The sequence below is a fragment of the Bradyrhizobium vignae genome, from assembly GCF_900324035.1.
Taxonomy (GTDB): Bacteria; Pseudomonadota; Alphaproteobacteria; order Rhizobiales; family Xanthobacteraceae; genus Bradyrhizobium; species Bradyrhizobium vignae.
Map to the genome: position 1 here is coordinate 2,525,258 of NZ_LS398110.1, position 15,667 is coordinate 2,540,924.

Consider the following 15,667-nt stretch of genomic DNA (forward strand, 5'->3'; position numbering starts at 1 on the left):
CGTCCATGCGAGCGCTTGATGCTGCGCGTCTTGCATTTGCCCTCGTGCTGCTGAGTCCGGCTGCCCATGCGGCCGAAGCTGCGCACGACATCAAGGGGCTCTATCTCATGACCGACTATCCGGCGGTCACGGTACGGCCGGGGACCACGACCAACATCTCCCTGCGTCTGCAGAACTATGGTCTCGCGCCGCAGCGCTACCAGCTTTCGGTGGCGGGCGTGCCGAGCGGCTGGACCGCGACGCTACTCGGCGGCGGTCAGCCGGTCGGCGCCGCGATGCCGGCCCCCGACGGCAACGTCGCGCTGCAGCTCAGGCTCGACGTGCCCGCAGGCAACGATCTCGCCCCGCATACGCTCACGGTCAAGGCCGAAGGGCAGGGCACAACGGCCGAACTCCCGGTTGCGGTCTCGCTCGCCAAGGAGCTGCCGGCCAAGCTCAGCGTGAAGTCCAGCCTGCCGTCGCTGCGCGGCAGCCCGAAATCCAATTTCGATTATACGCTCTCGATCAAGAATGATTCCGGCCGCAATCTCATCGCCAGTTTTGCAGCAGAGGCTCCCGTCAATTTCGAGACATCGTTCACCGAGGCTTACGGCACGCAGGAGCTCTCGTCGATTCCGATCGATGCGGGTCAGTCCAAAGACATCAAGCTGAAGGTGCGCCCGCCCACGACGATCGACGCCGGTCACTTCCCGGTCAAGGTGACCGTGAAGGCGGAGGATGCCTCTGCCTCCACCGAGCTTGCGCTCGACATCATCGGCCAGCCGCAGCTCCAGATCTCGGGCCGCGACGGTCTGTTGAGTGCGCGTGCGGTCGCCGGCAAGCAGAGCTCGATCCCGATCGTCGTGACCAATTCCGGCACTGCTCCGGCGGAGAATATCACGCTGGCCGGAACGGCGCCGAGTGGATGGAAGGTGACATTCGAGCCGGCGACCATCGAGCGGCTCGTGCCGGGCAAGGACGGCGAAGTGCAGGCGTTGATCACGCCCAGCGACAAGTCGCTGGCCGGTGATTACCAAGCCACGATCCGCGCCACATCGCGCGGCGAGAACGCCTCCGGCCAGTTCCGCATCACCGTCGGCACTTCGACCGTATGGGGCATGGCAGGTGCCGGCGTCATCGGTGTCGCGCTTCTGCTGATGCTGGGTGCAGTCGCGAGGTTCGGACGGCGATGAGGAATCAATCAAAGGACAGCCGAGGGACGGCACCGGATCCCGTCATCGCCGCGCGCGGACTGACGCGGCGCTACGGCGCTACGGCCGTCGTCGACGGCATCGACTTCGACATCGCGCGCGGCGAGGTGTTCGGCCTGCTCGGCCCGAACGGCGCGGGCAAGACCACGACCATCCTGATGATGCTGGGACTAACCGAGATATCATCGGGCGAGGTCAGCGTGCTCGGCTTCAATCCAGCCCGCGAGCCGCTGAAGGTCAAGCAGCGCGTCGGCTATCTGCCCGATGCGGTCGGCTTCTACGATCATCTCACCGCCGCGGAAAACCTTGCCTATACGGCGAAGCTGATGGGACTGGCGCGCGCTGAGCGCGCGCGGCGGATCGAGGCGGCGCTGGCGCGGGTGGGCCTCGCGGAAGTCGGCTCAAAGCGGGTCGCGACCTTCTCGCGTGGCATGCGGCAGCGGCTGGGTCTGGCCGAGATCATCGTGAAGCGGGCCGAGATCGCCATCCTGGACGAACCGACGTCGGGCCTCGACCCGCAGGCGACGCAGGAGTTCCTGGGATTGATCGGAGAATTGAAGGCCGAGGGCATCACGGTGCTGCTGTCGTCCCACATGCTCGACCAGGTGCAACGCATCTGCGACCGGGTCGCGCTGTTCCAGGGCGGACGCATCGTGTTGATGGGTGCGGTGCCGGAGCTCGCAGTCAAGGTGCTCGGTGCCGGCTTCGTCGTGGAAGTCGAGGCCGACGGACTCGGTATAGCCCGGCGGCTCGCAATGATCCCCGGTGTGACCCAGGTCGACACCCTGGGCGTCGATCGCTTCCGCATGACTGCCGAGCGCGACGTGCGGCCGGACGCGGCACGCGCCGTGGTCACGGTCGGTGGTGACTTGCGCAGATTGTCGATCGACGAGCCAAGTCTCGAGGCGATCTACGCGCGCCATTTCCAGATCAGGCCCAGGGGAGATGTTCGCCATGCGGCGTGAGGGTTCACCGTTCCGCGGGCTGTCCACCGTCTTCGTCAAGGAGCTCGCCGATCATCTCTCCAGCATCCGCATGCTGATGCTGGAGCTCCTGATCGTCTTCACGGCGCTCGCCGCGCTCTACGGGGCGATCAGCAGCCTCAGGCAGAACACGGCCGAAGATCCGTTCCTGCTGCTCCGCCTCTTCACCATCGACAAGGCGCCCCTGCCGTCCTTCGTCGCCATCCTCGGATTCCTCATCCCGCTGATGGCGATCGGGCTCGGCTTCGATGCCATCAACAGCGAGCACAACCGCCGGACGTTGTCGCGCATCCTGGCGCAGCCGATCTATCGCGATGCGCTGCTGATGGGAAAATTCCTCGCAGCCCTCGCCACCATCGGCATCAGCCTCGCTGCCTTGTGGTTGCTGGTGATCGGTCTCGGCCTGATCTTTCTCGGGGTGCCGCCCGGCGGCGAGGAGATCGCACGCTCGCTGGTGTTCCTGGTCGTGGCGATCTTCTATGCCGGTGTCTGGCTCTCGCTGGCCATGCTGTTATCGATCGTGTTCCGCTCGCCGGCGACTGCGGCGCTGGTTTCGCTTGGCATCTGGCTGTTCCTGGCCGTGCTCTGGCCGATGCTGGCCCCGGCGCTCGCGCAGGCAATCGCTCCGGCCGATCCGCGCTACGCGCTGCTCGGGCTCAATGATCCGGCCACCGCGATCTGGACGCAGGAGCTGCTGCGGCTGTCGCCCAACGACCTGTTCGGAGAGGCGATGCTCGCCGTGCTCTCGCCGACCACGCGCACGCTCGGCCCGGTGTTCCTCGACCAACTTCGCGGCGCCGTCATGGGATCACCGCTCCCATTCGGCGAGAGCGTCATGATCGCCTGGCCGCAAACGGTCGGCCTGATCGCGGGCACCATCGTGCTGTTCGCTTTCGGCTACGTGCTGTTCCAGCGCCAGGAGGTGCGGGCGTGAACCGATCGCGGTCAGCTAGACGAATTCTGCCCTAGCGTCGCGCGATCTGCTCCCACAGCCATCGGGCGACCGCATCGGGCGAGGAGTTCGCATCATTGCCGCTGGCGCGCAAGTTCGCCTCGCGCATGATGGCGATGTCGATCTTGCCGAGCAGCGGCTGCAGCGCAGCCTTGAGCCGTTCGTCGCCGGCGCGTTTCGGCGCCAGCAGCAGGATCGCGTCGTAGGGCGGAATCGCGTGGCGGGGATCGTCGAGCGTGACGAGGTCGTATTTCGCGATCAAACCGTCGCTGGTGTAGCCGGCGATGACGTCGATCTCGCCGCTGGCGACGGCCGCATACATGAAATCCGGCTGCATCTGGCGCTGGGCGCGGAACGGGAGTCCATAGGCCTTTTGCAGCGCCGCCCATTCGGGGCGGGAAAAGAATTCGTAGTCGCCGGCAATCGACAGCGTCGAGGCATGTCCGCTGAGGTCGGCAATGGTGCGGATGCCGAGCGCCTCGGCGCGCCGTCTCGGCATCACCAGCGCATAGGCGTTCTCGAAGCCGAGCTCGCCGAGCAGCGTGATGTTGTCCTTCGCGAGCGCCGTCTTCAGCTCGGCGACCAGCTCGGCGCGCGGCTTGATGTCGGTGCGGTGGAGCTGGTTGGCCCAGAGCGTGCCGGAATAGTCGACATAGAGATCGATGTCCCCCGCCTTCAGCGCCTGGAAGATCACGCTCGAGCCGAGGCCCGACCGCGCGATGGCCGAGAGGCCCGCCGCCTGGAGGCGGTCCCTCATCAGCGCCGACAGCACATATTGCTCGGCGAAGGTTTTTGCGCCGACCACATAGCCTGACGACGGGGGTCCCATGGTCGGCACCAGCGTTGCGGCGACCAGCGCCGCGATTCCGATCGCGCCGAGACCGCTGCGCAAGCGGCTGCGGTGGCGCAAGCCGTTCTCGATCAGGCCAAGCAACTGATCGACGGCGAGCGCGAGCAGCGCCGAGGCCAGGCAGCCGAACAGCACGAACACCCAGTTCTGGGTCTGGAGCCCGGCAAAGATGTAATTGCCGAGGCTGGTCTGCCCGATCGGCGTGGACAGCGTGGCTGTGCCGATCACCCACACAGCGGCGGTGCGGATGCCCGCCATCATCACCGGCAGCGCCAACGGCAGCTCGACGATGAGCAGCGATTGCCGTGCCGTCATGCCGACACCCTTTGCGGCTTCGATCAGCGCGGGATCGATGCCGTTGAGGCCGGTGATGCCGTTGCGCAGGACCGGCAGCATCGAATAGAGCGCCAGCGCCAGCATCGCCGGCAGGAAGCCGAACGCGGAGAAGGAAACGCCGAACCAGGCCAGCGCGACGGAAGCAGCCAGCAGCAGCAGCGGATAGAACAGCGCAAGCAGCGCCAGCCCCGGTACCGTCTGCACGATGCTGGCGAACGCGAGCAGGATGCCGCGCGGCGCCGGACGGTTGCGGGTCAGGATCGCCAACGGCAGGCTGACGGCGAGGCCAAGTGCGAGCGCGGCGAGGCTTACCCGCACATGGTTGCCGAGATAATCGGGCAGATGCCCCAGCGCCTCGCCCCAACGCGGATCGGTGAAGAGGCTCATGCCGCACCGCTCTGCGGCAGCAGCGCATTCAGCCGCCCGACCTGGCGCCGCGGCGTGCTCAACAGCTCCAGCACGTAATCGTCGCTGCTGCTCGAGAGCTCCGCGGGCGTACCCTGGGCGAGCAATCGTCCGCCGCGCATCACTGCGATGCGGTCGGCGAGCAGGATCGCCTCGGTCATGTCATGCGTGATCATCACGGTGGTCAGGCCGAGCTTGCGGTGTAGCGCGCGATAGTCCTCGCCTAGCGCATCGCGGGTGAGGGGATCGAGTGCGCCAAACGGCTCGTCCATCAGCACGATGCGGGGCTTTGCGGCGAGCGCCCGCGCCACGCCGACACGCTGGCGCTGGCCGCCGGAGAGTGCCTCTGGCAGACGGTCGCGATGCGATGCGCCGTCGAGCTGCACGAGCTCCAGCAGTTCGTCGATGCGCCCCGCGATCGCCACTGCCGGCTCGCCCAGCAGCTTTGGCGTGATCCCGATATTGTCGGCGACGCTTAAGTGAGGAAACAGCCCGCCGCTCTGGAAGACGTAGCCGATCCGGCGCCGCAGCGCGACCGGATCGACGCTCCGCACGTCTTCCCCCTCAACCATGACCGTGCCGCCATCGGCCTCGATCAGCCGGTTGGTGAGCCGCAGCAGCGTGGTCTTGCCTGAGCCGGACCCGCCCACGATGGCCAGAAACTCGCCCTCGGCAATGTCGAGCGACACATCGTCGACGGCTGCGAGGAAGCCGAATCTCTTGGTGACCTCTTGGTAGCTGATCGCCAGCTTGGAAGGCATCGCGGATGGGCTCGCTTTTCTCTTACCCTGCCCCTCCAGGGGAGGGTAAGAGCACGGCAAGTCCCCATGCGTAGCACGCTTGGCGCCTTGATTGAACTTGGCCGCGCGAGCGGCTAAGGCATCGGCCTGAGTTCGGAGGAAGCACATGACGACGCCCACGGCAGTGGCGCTGGAAGATGCCAAGGTCGCGTTCCGGCTGGGGGACGGCCGGGTCTATACGGCGGTGGAGAAGGCGCATCTCGCGGTCGCGCAGGGCGAGTTCGTCGCCATCGTCGGCCCGACCGGCTGTGGGAAATCGACGCTGCTCAATGTCGCGGCCGGCCTGCTCAAGCCGGCGGCGGGCAGCGTCAGGATATTCGACCGGCAGCTGACGGGACTGAACCAGGATGCCGGCTACCTGTTCCAGGCCGACGCGCTGTTCCCCTGGAAGACCGCGCTCGACAATGTCGCGATCGGGCTCGAGATCAAGGGCACGGCGCGCGCAGAGGCGCTGCCGCGGGCGCAGAAATGGCTGACCTCCGTCGGTCTCGGCGCGTTTGCCAGCCGCTATCCGCACATGCTCTCCGGCGGCCAGCGTAAGCGCGTGGCGCTAGCGCAGGTGCTGATCCGCGATCCGAAAATCCTCCTCATGGACGAGCCGTTCGGGCCGCTGGACGCGCAGACGCGCCAGGTCATGGGCAATCTGCTGCTTGATCTCTGGAATGCCGACCGCAAGGCCGTGCTGTTCGTGACGCACGATCTGGAAGAGGCGATCGCGCTCGCCGACCGCGTGGTGATCATGTCCGCGGGGCCGTCCTCGCGCATCATCGGCGACTGGCGCGTCAGCTTGCCGCGCCCGCGCGACATCTTCGAGGTGCGCCTCGACAAGGAGTTCCATGCGCTCCATCGCGAGATCTGGAGCGTGCTGAAGGACGAGGTGATGAAGGGATACGTGCAATCCACTCAGGCAGTGGAGGCGGTCTGATGTCGCGCCCGACGCTGTTTGCGCTGCAGGTCCTGGTCGCGGTCGTCTGCATCGTGCTGTGGCAGGTGCTGTCGACCATCCCCGTGTTCGGCAAGATCCTGCTGCCGCCGTTCTTCTTCTCCAACCCTTTCGACGTGTTCAGCCAGATCGTGAAATGGTTCGCCTCCGGCGTCATCTGGAAGCATCTCGGCATTACACTGGCGGAATCGATCCTGGCTTTCGTGATCGGATCGCTCGGCGGCGTGCTGGTCGGCTTCTGGTTCGCGCGCCAACCGCTGGTCGCCGCGGTGTTCGACCCCTACGTCAAGATGGTCAATGCGCTGCCGCGCGTCGTGCTGGCACCGATCTTCGCGCTGTGGCTCGGCCTCGGCATCTGGTCGAAGGTCGCGCTAGGCGTCACGCTGGTGTTCTTCATCGTGTTCTTCAACGTCTATCAGGGCGTCAAGGAGGTCAGCCGCACCGTGCTCGACAACGGCCGAATGCTCGGCATGAGCGAGCGGCAGTTGATGCAGCACGTCTATTGGCCTTCGGCCCTGTCGTGGATGTTCTCCTCGCTGCACACCTCGGTCGGTTTCGCCGTGGTCGGCGCGGTCGTCGGGGAATATCTGGGATCGGCGGCGGGCCTCGGTTATCTCATTCAGCAGGCCGAAGGCGTGTTCGACGTTGCCGGTGTGTTCGCCGGCATGTTCGTGCTGTCGGCCTTCGTCATCCTGATCGACTTCGGCGTGACGCTGGTGGAGCGGCGGCTGCTGGTGTGGCGGCCGATGGCGTCGGACGGGCGGGGGTAGGGGCCCAAGTTCACCTCTCCCGCTTGCTTGCGGGAGAGGCGTAGGCCGCCTCTGGCGGCCGTCATCTCAAAACCGAGGCAAAGCCTCGGCTATGGCGTAGCGCCGGGTGAGGGTTTTCTCCTCCGGGGGATTCTCTCATCGCGAGGACACCCTCTCCCCAACCCTTTCCCGCTTGGCAAGCGGGGGAGGGAGCGCACAGCCATCAATCCAGCAGTTTGACGTCGTCGGGGGCCTGCGGCGGCGTCTTGATCGCGATGGCCTTGACCTGGCCGCTGATCGGCTTGGTGCCGCCATGCGGCGTGCCCTTCGGAATGATGACGAGATCGCCTGGCTTCACCGTGACCTCCTTGTCGCCGAGCCAGATCGTCCCGGTCCCGTCCAGGATGTACAGGATCTCGTTGGTGTTGGGATGCAGGTGCTTGGGCACATTGCCGACCTGGATTGACACAGTGGCGCCGTCGGCGGTCATGAACGTCTTCGAGCGGTAGCCAACCTTGTTGGCGGGGCCTAGCGCGTCGCCTTCCATCTCGCCGGTATGAATGATCTGCGCGGTGATGCTCTCGGCGGCGAGTGCCGGCCCGAGCAGGTAAGTTGCGCCGCATCCGGCGGCAAAGGCGGTGGCGATCGACAGGCTGGCTGCAAGGCGATTCATGGACGATCCTCCCCATTAGGAATTGTTATTGTCTGCGCATGCTATTGCGCCGAAAGACCGATGGCCAGCCCACTTCGGCAGTGCTTCTCAATCCCGCCCCGCTGCTCTATGGTGCCGCCGGCCGAACGGAGGAAACCAATGAAGAACACGATTGCCAGGCTCGCCGGCGCGCTGCTTGCGCTGACGCTCACCACCGGATTTGCCGCGGCGCAAAGCAAGGTCACCATCGCGGTCGGCGGCGGCTCCTGCCTGTGCTATCTGCCGACAGTGCTGGCCAAGCAACTTGGCGAATATGAGAAGGCCGGCCTCAATGTCGAGCTGGTCGACCTCAAGGGCGGCTCGGATGCGCTGAAAGCCGTGCTCGGCGGCAGTGCCGACGTCGTCTCCGGCTATTTCGACCATTGCGTCAATCTCGCGGCCAAGAAGCAGGAGCTGCAGTCCTTCGTGGTCTATGACCGCTATCCCGGCCTCGTGCTGGTCGTCGCGCCCTCGCGCACCAATGACATCAAGTCGGTCAAGGACCTTGCCGGCAAGAAGGTGGGTGTGAGTGCGCCCGGCTCCTCCACCGACTTCTTCCTCAAATACATGCTCAAGAAAAACGGGCTTGATCCCACCAGCGCCGCCGTGATCGGCGTCGGCCTCGGCGCCACCGCGGTCGCCGCCATGGAGCAGGGGCAGATCGATGCTGCCGTGATGCTCGATCCTTCGGTGACCGTGCTTCAGGGCAGCCACAAGGATCTGCGCATCCTCTCGGATACCCGCACCCAGAAGGATACACTCGAGACGTTCGGCGGCGAATATCCGGGCGGCGCGCTTTACTCGACGGCAGCCTGGGTCAACGGCCACGAGAAGGAAACGCAGGCGCTCACCAATGCGATCCTCGCCACGCTCGCCTGGATTCATTCGCATTCGCCCGAGGAGATCATGGCGAAGATGCCGGAGGAGACGGTCGGCAAGAACAAGGATCTCTATCTTGCCGCGCTGAAGAACACGATCCCGATGTACTCCGAAACCGGCAAGATGGACCCCAAGGGCGCCGATGCCGTGCTCGCCGTGTTCAGCGTCGGTTCGCCCGAGGTCGCGAACGCCAAGATCGACGTCAGCAAGACCTTCACCAACAAATTCGTCGACCAGGCCAAGAAGACGACGGGGACCGCCAAATAGCTGACGCGAAGGCGTAGTAACCAGGCGTCATGACGTCACTTGTCATTCATCGCGTCACGACGCTTGATCTTGCCGTGCGGCCGATCGTGTGGCCGTTCGCCGAGGAGCGCCGCGCCGAGATCGCGGCGCATTTTGCCGAGAAGCAGCGCGAGCGGCCGAAGATCTGGAACGGTCGCGTCCTGCTCGGGCGCGATGCCGCGTTCACGGACGGCCATCTCGCTGCGACCTATTTCGAAACCGATTTCGCCAGCTTCCTCGCCTGGCGCGACTGGGGTTTTCCTGATCCTGCCGTATTCAACGGTTTCGGCATGGGCGCGCTGCGCACCTCCGATGGCGCCTTCGTGATGGGGGAGATGGCGCAGCACACGGCCAATGCGGGCCGCATCTATTTCCCTTCGGGCACGCCCGACCTTGACGACATCAGGGACGGCGCCCTCGACCTTCCCGGCAGCGTGGTCCGCGAGATCGCGGAGGAGACCGGGCTCACCGCCGACGATTACGCGCCGGAAGCCGACTGGCATTGCGTCGTCTCCGGTCGTGCGATTGCGATGATTCAGGTCCTCAATCTGGACATGCCGGGCGATGAAGCCCGCGCCCGGATCGAAGCCAATCTCGCGCGCGAGGCCGAGCCCGAGTTGTCGGCCATTCATCTCGTGCGCGGGATGAGCGATCTTACGCCGACCATGCCGCGATTTGTCACGGCCTTTATTGCGCAGCAGTTCGCCTCTCGCTGACGCGCGAGGCTTGACATCGCTTCGCGCAGCCCGTGTGATGGGCGAAAACAAGAACGACAAGAATGCAACGCACAATCGTCCGGGAGGTTTTGATGCGCGAGGCCGTGCTGCCACTGCCGAAGGGCACCACCGACAGCAACCAGTAGCGGCGGAGAACGGCGGTGCTGGAGGTGAACGGATTGGTGAAGCGGTTCGGCGGCTTCACCGCCGTGAACAACGTCTCGTTCAGGGTCGACCAGGGCGAGATCCTCGGCCTGATCGGGCCCAACGGCTCGGGCAAGAGCACGATCTTCAACATGCTCTCCGGCACGCTGGCGCCGACCTCCGGATCGATCCTGTTTGCCGGGCACGAGATCGCAGGCCTTGCGCCGCACCGGATCATCAACCGCGGCATCGGCCGCACCTTCCAGATTCCGCGACCCTTCCGCCGCCTGACCATCTTCGAGAACGTCGCGCTCGCCGGATTCTACGGCCAGGGCCGCCACAGTCGCATCAAGGCCGAGGAGGCAGCCGAGCGGTCGCTGGCGATGGTGGGCCTGCCGACCGATCGCCACGCCAGCGTCGACGGCCTGGGGGCGGCCGGCCTGAAGAAGCTCGAGCTGGCGAAGGCCCTTGCCACTTCGCCGAAGCTGCTGCTCGCCGACGAGAGCCTCGGCGGTCTCGACGAGGCCGAGATGGACCAGGCGGCCGACATGCTGCGCAATATCCGCGACGAGGTCGGCATCACCATCATCTGGGTCGAGCACATCATGGGCGTGCTGATGCGCGTCGTCGATCGCGTCATGGTGCTCGATCACGGCGAGAAGATCTCGGAAGGCCTGCCGAGCGCGGTCGCCGGCGATCCGCGCGTCATCGAAGTCTATCTCGGCACCGATGCAGAGACCACGCAGGCCGCGGCCGCCGAAGCGCGCCGCCGGGCGGGAGGTTAGCCCATGCTGGAGCTCCGCGGCGTCAATGCCGGCTATGGCACGTTCCAGGCGCTGTTCGACGTCAATCTCGACGTCAAGGCCGGCGAGGCCGTCGGCGTCATCGGCCCCAACGGCGCCGGCAAGACCACCTTGATGCGCGTCATTTCCGGCCTGATCCGTCCCTCGCGCGGATCGATCAAGATGGAAGGCGTCGATGTCGTGGCGACGCCGGCGCACAAGATCGTCAGCCTCGGCATTGCGCATGTGCCGGAGAACCGGCGGCTGTTTCCGCAGCTCACGGTCGACGACAATCTCAAGATGGGCGCGTTCATGAAGGAGGCGCGCGGACACTATGCCGAACGGCTGGACGTCGTGTTCGACCTGTTCCCGCGCCTGAAGGAGCGGCGGCATCAGATGGCCGGCACCATGTCCGGCGGCGAGCAGCAGATGTGCGCGATCGGCCGCGCCCTGATGTCCAGCCCGAAGCTGCTGCTGCTCGACGAACCCTCGGCGGGGCTCGCGCCGGTCGTGGTGCAGCAGGTGTTCGAGCTGGTGAAGCGGATTCGCGCCAGCGGGCTGACGGTGCTGATCGTCGAGCAGAACGTGCAGCAGGTCCTGAAAGTGGTCGACCGTGCCTACCTGATCGAAGCGGGCACGATCCGCGCCTCCGGCACCTCGTCCGAGATGCTGGCAAGCGACACGGTCAAGGAAGCTTATCTCGGGGTGTGATGGGCATGCAGGCGTTCCTGGACATTTTCGACATCTATCTGCTGGAGGCCGTCATCAACGGCATTCTGCTCGGCGGCGTGCTGGCGCTGCTCGCGCTCGGCCTCAACCTGATCTTCGGCGTCATCGACGTGACCTGGATCTGTTACGCCGAGCTCGTGATGATCGGCATGTACGCCATGTATTTCATGGTGCAGTATTACGGCGTCAGCTATTTCATCGCTGCGCCATTCACCATCCTGCTGGTGGCGGCGCTCGGCGCCCTCTTGCATTACCTCGTGATCGCGCCGCTGCTGACCGCGCCGCCGATCAATCAGCTGCTCGCGACCGGCGGCGTGCTGTTCGTGCTGCAGAGCTTTGCCACTGTCGCCTTCGGCATCGACTTCCGCAATCTCGGCATCCGCCTGCCGGTGCTCGCCTTCGGCGACATGAATTTCAGCTACGCGCGGCTTTTGTCCTTCCTGGCGGCACTGGTCGGCATGGTCGCGGTCTATCTGTTCATGACGCGCACCTTCACCGGCACCGCGATCCGCGCCATCGCGCAGGACCGTCAGATCATGGCGCTGATGGGCGTCGATACGAAGCGGATCTATCTCATCACGTCCGCGCTCGGCGGTGCGCTGGCCGGGCTCGCGGCCTGCCTCCTGGTGCTGCAATATGACGTGCATCCGTTCGTCGGCCTCTCCTTCGGGCCGATCACCTTCCTGATCTGTGTGCTCGGGGGCCTCGGCAATTTCATCGGCGGCTTCATCGCCTCCTTCCTGTTCGCGGAGATCATCTCGCTTGGCGGCCTGTTCTCCGACCTCGAATGGGGCTATGTGCTCGCCTTCGCCTTCTTCATCGTCATGATGTTCATCCGGCCCGCGGGCCTGCTGGCGAGGCGGCGATGAAGGGGCAGGGGCGGCTTGCAGCATGGGGCGTGGGGCTGGCGGTGCTGGTCGCGCTGCCTTTCGTCTATCGCGATCCCTATCATCTGCACATTCTCGTGCTGATCCTGATCTGGTCGTTCGCCTATACCTCCTGGTCGATGATGGGGCGGTTCGGACTGGTCTCGCTCGGGCATGGCGGCTTCATGGGCATCGGTGCTTACGTCACCGCGCTCTTGTGGAATCACCTGGGCCTGTCGCCCTGGATCGGCATTCCCGTCAGCATGATCGCGGCCGGTGCGCTGGCGCTGATCGTCGGCTATCCCTGCTTCCGCTTCCGCATCACCGGGCATTATTTCGTGCTGGTGACGCTGGCGCTGTCGGGCATCGTGCTCCAGGTCATCACCGCGACGCGCGACTACACCGGCGGCTCGCTCGGCTATACCCCGAACCGCGCGTCCGGCAACAAGCTCCTGGCGCTGCAGTTCGACGACAAAACCACCTGGTATCTGATCGCGCTTGCGGTCTGGCTGTTCGGTATCGTGGTCTGGCACTGGGTCGACCGCAGCATGGCGCGCTATGCGCTGGAGGCGATCTCGGAGGACGAGGACGCCGCGGCTGCGGCCGGCGTCAACGTCACCGCCGAGAAGCTGAAGATCACGCTGCTCAGCGCGCTGATGACGGCACTTGCCGGCGCGATCTACTGCCAGTATCAGATGTTCATCACACCCGACACCGTCAGCGGCATCGCGGTTTCGCTGCAGATGGTGTTCGCGGCCATCGTGGGCGGCCTGTTCGTTTCGCTCGGCCCGACCTTTGGCGCCATCATCACCATTTTGCTGGCCGAGAGCTTGCGGATCGGCTTCGGCACCAAGGCGGTCGGCTGGGACAACCTCGTCTACGGCGTGCTGCTCGTGGTTTTCATCATATTCCTTCCCAAGGGCATCCTTGGTAGCGTCCTCGACCGACTGAAGCCGCAACGCAAGGTGCCCCGCGCTCATGAGCAAGAAGCCGTCCAGATCGCTCGCCCAGGAGCTTGACCGCTACATCACGCCATTCCGTTACGATGGCTCGGGCAAGTTTCATCTCAAGGACTATAAGACCGACGAGAAGGGCGACCTCGACAAGGAGAAAGCGCAGGCGCTTCTCGACGCCAACAAGAAGCGCCTCGTCGGGTTTCAGGAGAAGCTCTACGCCCAGGACCGCTGGTCCGTGCTGATCGTGCTCCAGGCGATGGACGCCGGCGGCAAGGACAGTGCGATCAAGGCGATCTTCGAGGGCATCAATCCGCAGGGCTGCGAAGTCACGGCCTTCAAGGCGCCAAGCAGTAAGGAGCTCGACCACGACTTCCTCTGGCGCCACGTGGTCGCGCTGCCGGAGCGCGGCCATATCGGCATCTTCAACCGCTCGCATTACGAAGAATGCCTGGTGACGCGCGTGCATCCGGAAATCCTCGCCAAGGAGAAGCTGCCGCCAAAGCTCGTCACCAAGCACATATGGAAGGAGCGGTTCGAGGACATCTCCGCCTTCGAACGCTATCTCTGCCGCAACGGAACCGTGGTGCTGAAGTTCTTCCTCAACGTCTCCAAGGAGGAGCAGCGCCAGCGCTTCCTCGACCGGTTGGAGGAGCCGGCCAAGCAGTGGAAGTTCTCCATGGACGACATCAAGGAGCGCGCGCTGTGGCCGCGCTACCAGGCGGTCTACCAGGACATCGTCCGCCACACGGCAACGCCTCATGCGCCGTGGTACGTCGTGCCCGCCGATCACAAATGGTTCGCCCGCGTCGTGATCGGCTCGGTGATCAATGCAGCGCTCGAAAAGCTGGACCTGCGCTTCCCCCGCGCCGACAAGGCCTCGCTGGAGGAGTTCGAGCAGGTGCGCAAGGCACTGGAGAAAGAGGGGACGGGAGGCAAGAAGCAGGCAAAGTGACAGCCAAGGAGATCGCCGATCGCAAGACCGTCAACTTCGCGCTCCAGGGGGGCGGCGCGCACGGCGCCTTCGTCTGGGGCGTGCTCGACCAGGTGCTCGAGGACGGCAGGCTCGCGATCGAGGCGGTCAGCGCCACCAGTGCCGGTGCCATGAATGCGGTGGCGATGGCCTCCGGCATGGCGAACGGAGGCGCAGAGGGTGCGCGGGAGAACCTGCACGCATTCTGGTACGAGGTGTCGCGCATGGACATGGCGTACGATTTGATGTCGCCGCTGAACCAGTGGATCCAGGCCCTGAAGCTGCCGCCGGAATATCATCCGGTGCACGCCGTCATCCACACGCTGACGCACACCCTGCCGCCGAACCTGCTCAACCCCTTTCATTTCAATCCGCTCCGCGCGCTGCTGCAGCGCGTGGTCGATTTCGACCGGCTCAATTCCTCGCCCGAGGCGCCGCAGCTGTTTCTCAACGCCACCAACGTCCGCACCGGCAAGATCAAGGTGTTCCAGAGCCCGCTTCTCACGGCGGAAACCGTGCTCGCCTCGGCCTGCCTGCCGCCCTATTTCCAGGCCGTCGAGGTCGACGGCGAGCATTATTGGGACGGCGGCTATCTCGGCAATCCCGCGATCTATCCGCTGATCTACCGCAAGGGCAGTCACGACGTCATCATCGTGCAAGTCACGGCGATCAGGCGCGACGAGCTGCCGACCAGTGCGGCCGATGTCCTCCACCGCATCAACGAGATCAGCTTCAATTCGTCCTTGATGCGCGAGATGCGCGCGGTCGCCTTCGCCACGCGGCTGATCGACGACGGCGAGCTCGACAGCGACAAGCATAGCCGCATGTACATGCATTGGATCGGCAACGATCAGTTGATGTCGCAGCTCGGCACGGCCACGCAGTTCCACCCCGAATGGAGCCTGTTGTGCCGCCTGCGCGATGAGGGCCGCGAGGCGGCGCGAAGCTGGCTGGCGCGAAACTTCGACCAGATCGGAAAGTCCTCGACCGTCGACCTGGCAGACATGTTTCTCTAGCCGGCTGAGCCGGCCACGCACAAAAACGCGAAAACAACCCCATGCACAGTAGCCGAGCGTAGCGGAATCAACCGCTTACAGCTCCGCCATCGTTGCTGCGGATTTTACGAAACTCATTTGACTCGTCGGGCAAAACAGGGGCATGATGTCAACATGCCCGCTGCCCCTCGACAGCTGCGACCCGCGCGCAAGCGCTTTGCATCGGCGGGCTGCTTCCAGGGAACTCGCGCCTTCAAATGTGATCTCTAGATCGTTGATCTTGCTTGACAGTTTTGTGTCCTAGGACGAGCATCGTAGCGGTCGCAAACAAGCGACGCGCAACGTCCACCTCATGAGCAAGGGGAGGTCTATGACGCCACCTCCGCAAATCCAGCCGCTGAGTGCGATGGAGCTCGTTCGGACTATCGCATAGCGGCGAAAACCGC

At 64.9% G+C, this 15,667-nt stretch carries 16 protein-coding genes; 13 read left to right on the forward strand and 3 right to left on the reverse strand.

The genetic code is table 11. The features are described 5' to 3' along the window. The first annotated feature begins 5 nt into the window (after positions 1-5). From BRAD3257_RS12250 to BRAD3257_RS12260, 3 genes are read left to right on the forward strand one after another with little or no spacing between them, the layout of a single operon-like run. Entirely contained in the window at positions 6-1,172 is a 1,167-nt protein-coding gene (locus tag BRAD3257_RS12250; RefSeq protein WP_122402043.1) for a COG1470 family protein, read from the forward strand. Beyond that, on the forward strand, positions 1,169-2,155 hold the full coding sequence (locus tag BRAD3257_RS12255; RefSeq protein WP_122402044.1) for an ABC transporter ATP-binding protein: 987 nt from the start codon (positions 1,169-1,171) through the stop codon (positions 2,153-2,155). The genes BRAD3257_RS12250 and BRAD3257_RS12255 overlap by 4 nt, the downstream gene beginning before the upstream one ends. Continuing rightward, on the forward strand, positions 2,145-3,107 hold the full coding sequence (locus BRAD3257_RS12260) for an ABC transporter permease (RefSeq protein WP_122406511.1): 963 nt from the start codon (positions 2,145-2,147) through the stop codon (positions 3,105-3,107). Before BRAD3257_RS12255 ends, BRAD3257_RS12260 begins: the two co-directional genes overlap by 11 nt. 31 nt (positions 3,108-3,138) lie before the next feature. Here BRAD3257_RS12260 and BRAD3257_RS12265 read toward each other — a convergent pair whose 3' ends face one another. Continuing rightward, positions 3,139-4,698 (reverse strand): glycine betaine ABC transporter substrate-binding protein, encoded by a 1,560-nt coding sequence (locus tag BRAD3257_RS12265; protein WP_122402045.1) that lies wholly within the window; start codon positions 4,696-4,698, stop codon positions 3,139-3,141. Then, a complete protein-coding gene (locus tag BRAD3257_RS12270) occupies positions 4,695-5,477 on the reverse strand; it encodes an ATP-binding cassette domain-containing protein (RefSeq protein WP_122402046.1) in 783 nt (260 codons plus the stop codon). The genes BRAD3257_RS12265 and BRAD3257_RS12270 overlap by 4 nt, the downstream gene beginning before the upstream one ends. A gap of 145 nt (positions 5,478-5,622) precedes the next feature. Here BRAD3257_RS12270 and BRAD3257_RS12275 point away from each other — a divergent pair, with 145 nt between their 5' ends. Together BRAD3257_RS12275 and BRAD3257_RS12280 are read left to right on the forward strand one after the other, a co-directional pair. Further along, entirely contained in the window at positions 5,623-6,441 is an 819-nt protein-coding gene (locus BRAD3257_RS12275) for an ABC transporter ATP-binding protein (RefSeq protein WP_122402047.1), read from the forward strand. Next, positions 6,441-7,229: an ABC transporter permease gene (locus tag BRAD3257_RS12280; RefSeq protein ID WP_122402048.1), complete on the forward strand. Its 789-nt coding sequence runs from the start codon at positions 6,441-6,443 to the stop codon at positions 7,227-7,229. The genes BRAD3257_RS12275 and BRAD3257_RS12280 overlap by 1 nt, the downstream gene beginning before the upstream one ends. Positions 7,230-7,431: 202 nt before the next feature. Here BRAD3257_RS12280 and BRAD3257_RS12285 read toward each other — a convergent pair whose 3' ends face one another. After that, positions 7,432-7,881, reverse strand: a complete 450-nt coding sequence (locus tag BRAD3257_RS12285) for a cupin domain-containing protein (protein ID WP_122402049.1) — start codon at positions 7,879-7,881, stop codon at positions 7,432-7,434. A 138-nt stretch (positions 7,882-8,019) separates the two neighbouring features. Here BRAD3257_RS12285 and BRAD3257_RS12290 point away from each other — a divergent pair, with 138 nt between their 5' ends. From BRAD3257_RS12290 to BRAD3257_RS12325, 8 genes are all read left to right on the forward strand, one after another. Continuing rightward, positions 8,020-9,045: an ABC transporter substrate-binding protein gene (locus tag BRAD3257_RS12290; protein WP_162500179.1), complete on the forward strand. Its 1,026-nt coding sequence runs from the start codon at positions 8,020-8,022 to the stop codon at positions 9,043-9,045. Positions 9,046-9,074: 29 nt separating this feature from the next. Next, positions 9,075-9,779: an NUDIX hydrolase gene (locus BRAD3257_RS12295; RefSeq protein WP_122402051.1), complete on the forward strand. Its 705-nt coding sequence runs from the start codon at positions 9,075-9,077 to the stop codon at positions 9,777-9,779. Between the two features lie 161 nt (positions 9,780-9,940). Next, positions 9,941-10,708 (forward strand): ABC transporter ATP-binding protein, encoded by a 768-nt coding sequence (locus BRAD3257_RS12300; protein WP_122402052.1) that lies wholly within the window; start codon positions 9,941-9,943, stop codon positions 10,706-10,708. A 3-nt stretch (positions 10,709-10,711) separates the two neighbouring features. Next, positions 10,712-11,416: an ABC transporter ATP-binding protein gene (locus BRAD3257_RS12305; RefSeq protein ID WP_122402053.1), complete on the forward strand. Its 705-nt coding sequence runs from the start codon at positions 10,712-10,714 to the stop codon at positions 11,414-11,416. Positions 11,417-11,421: 5 nt separating this feature from the next. Continuing rightward, positions 11,422-12,303 (forward strand): branched-chain amino acid ABC transporter permease, encoded by an 882-nt coding sequence (locus BRAD3257_RS12310; RefSeq protein WP_122406512.1) that lies wholly within the window; start codon positions 11,422-11,424, stop codon positions 12,301-12,303. Continuing rightward, entirely contained in the window at positions 12,300-13,319 is a 1,020-nt protein-coding gene (locus tag BRAD3257_RS12315; protein WP_122402054.1) for a branched-chain amino acid ABC transporter permease, read from the forward strand. The genes BRAD3257_RS12310 and BRAD3257_RS12315 overlap by 4 nt, the downstream gene beginning before the upstream one ends. Further along, entirely contained in the window at positions 13,279-14,208 is a 930-nt protein-coding gene (locus BRAD3257_RS12320) for a polyphosphate kinase 2 family protein (RefSeq protein WP_122402055.1), read from the forward strand. The genes BRAD3257_RS12315 and BRAD3257_RS12320 overlap by 41 nt, the downstream gene beginning before the upstream one ends. Continuing rightward, a complete protein-coding gene (locus BRAD3257_RS12325; protein ID WP_122402056.1) occupies positions 14,205-15,242 on the forward strand; it encodes a patatin-like phospholipase family protein in 1,038 nt (345 codons plus the stop codon). Before BRAD3257_RS12320 ends, BRAD3257_RS12325 begins: the two co-directional genes overlap by 4 nt. The last annotated feature ends 425 nt before the right edge of the window (positions 15,243-15,667 follow it).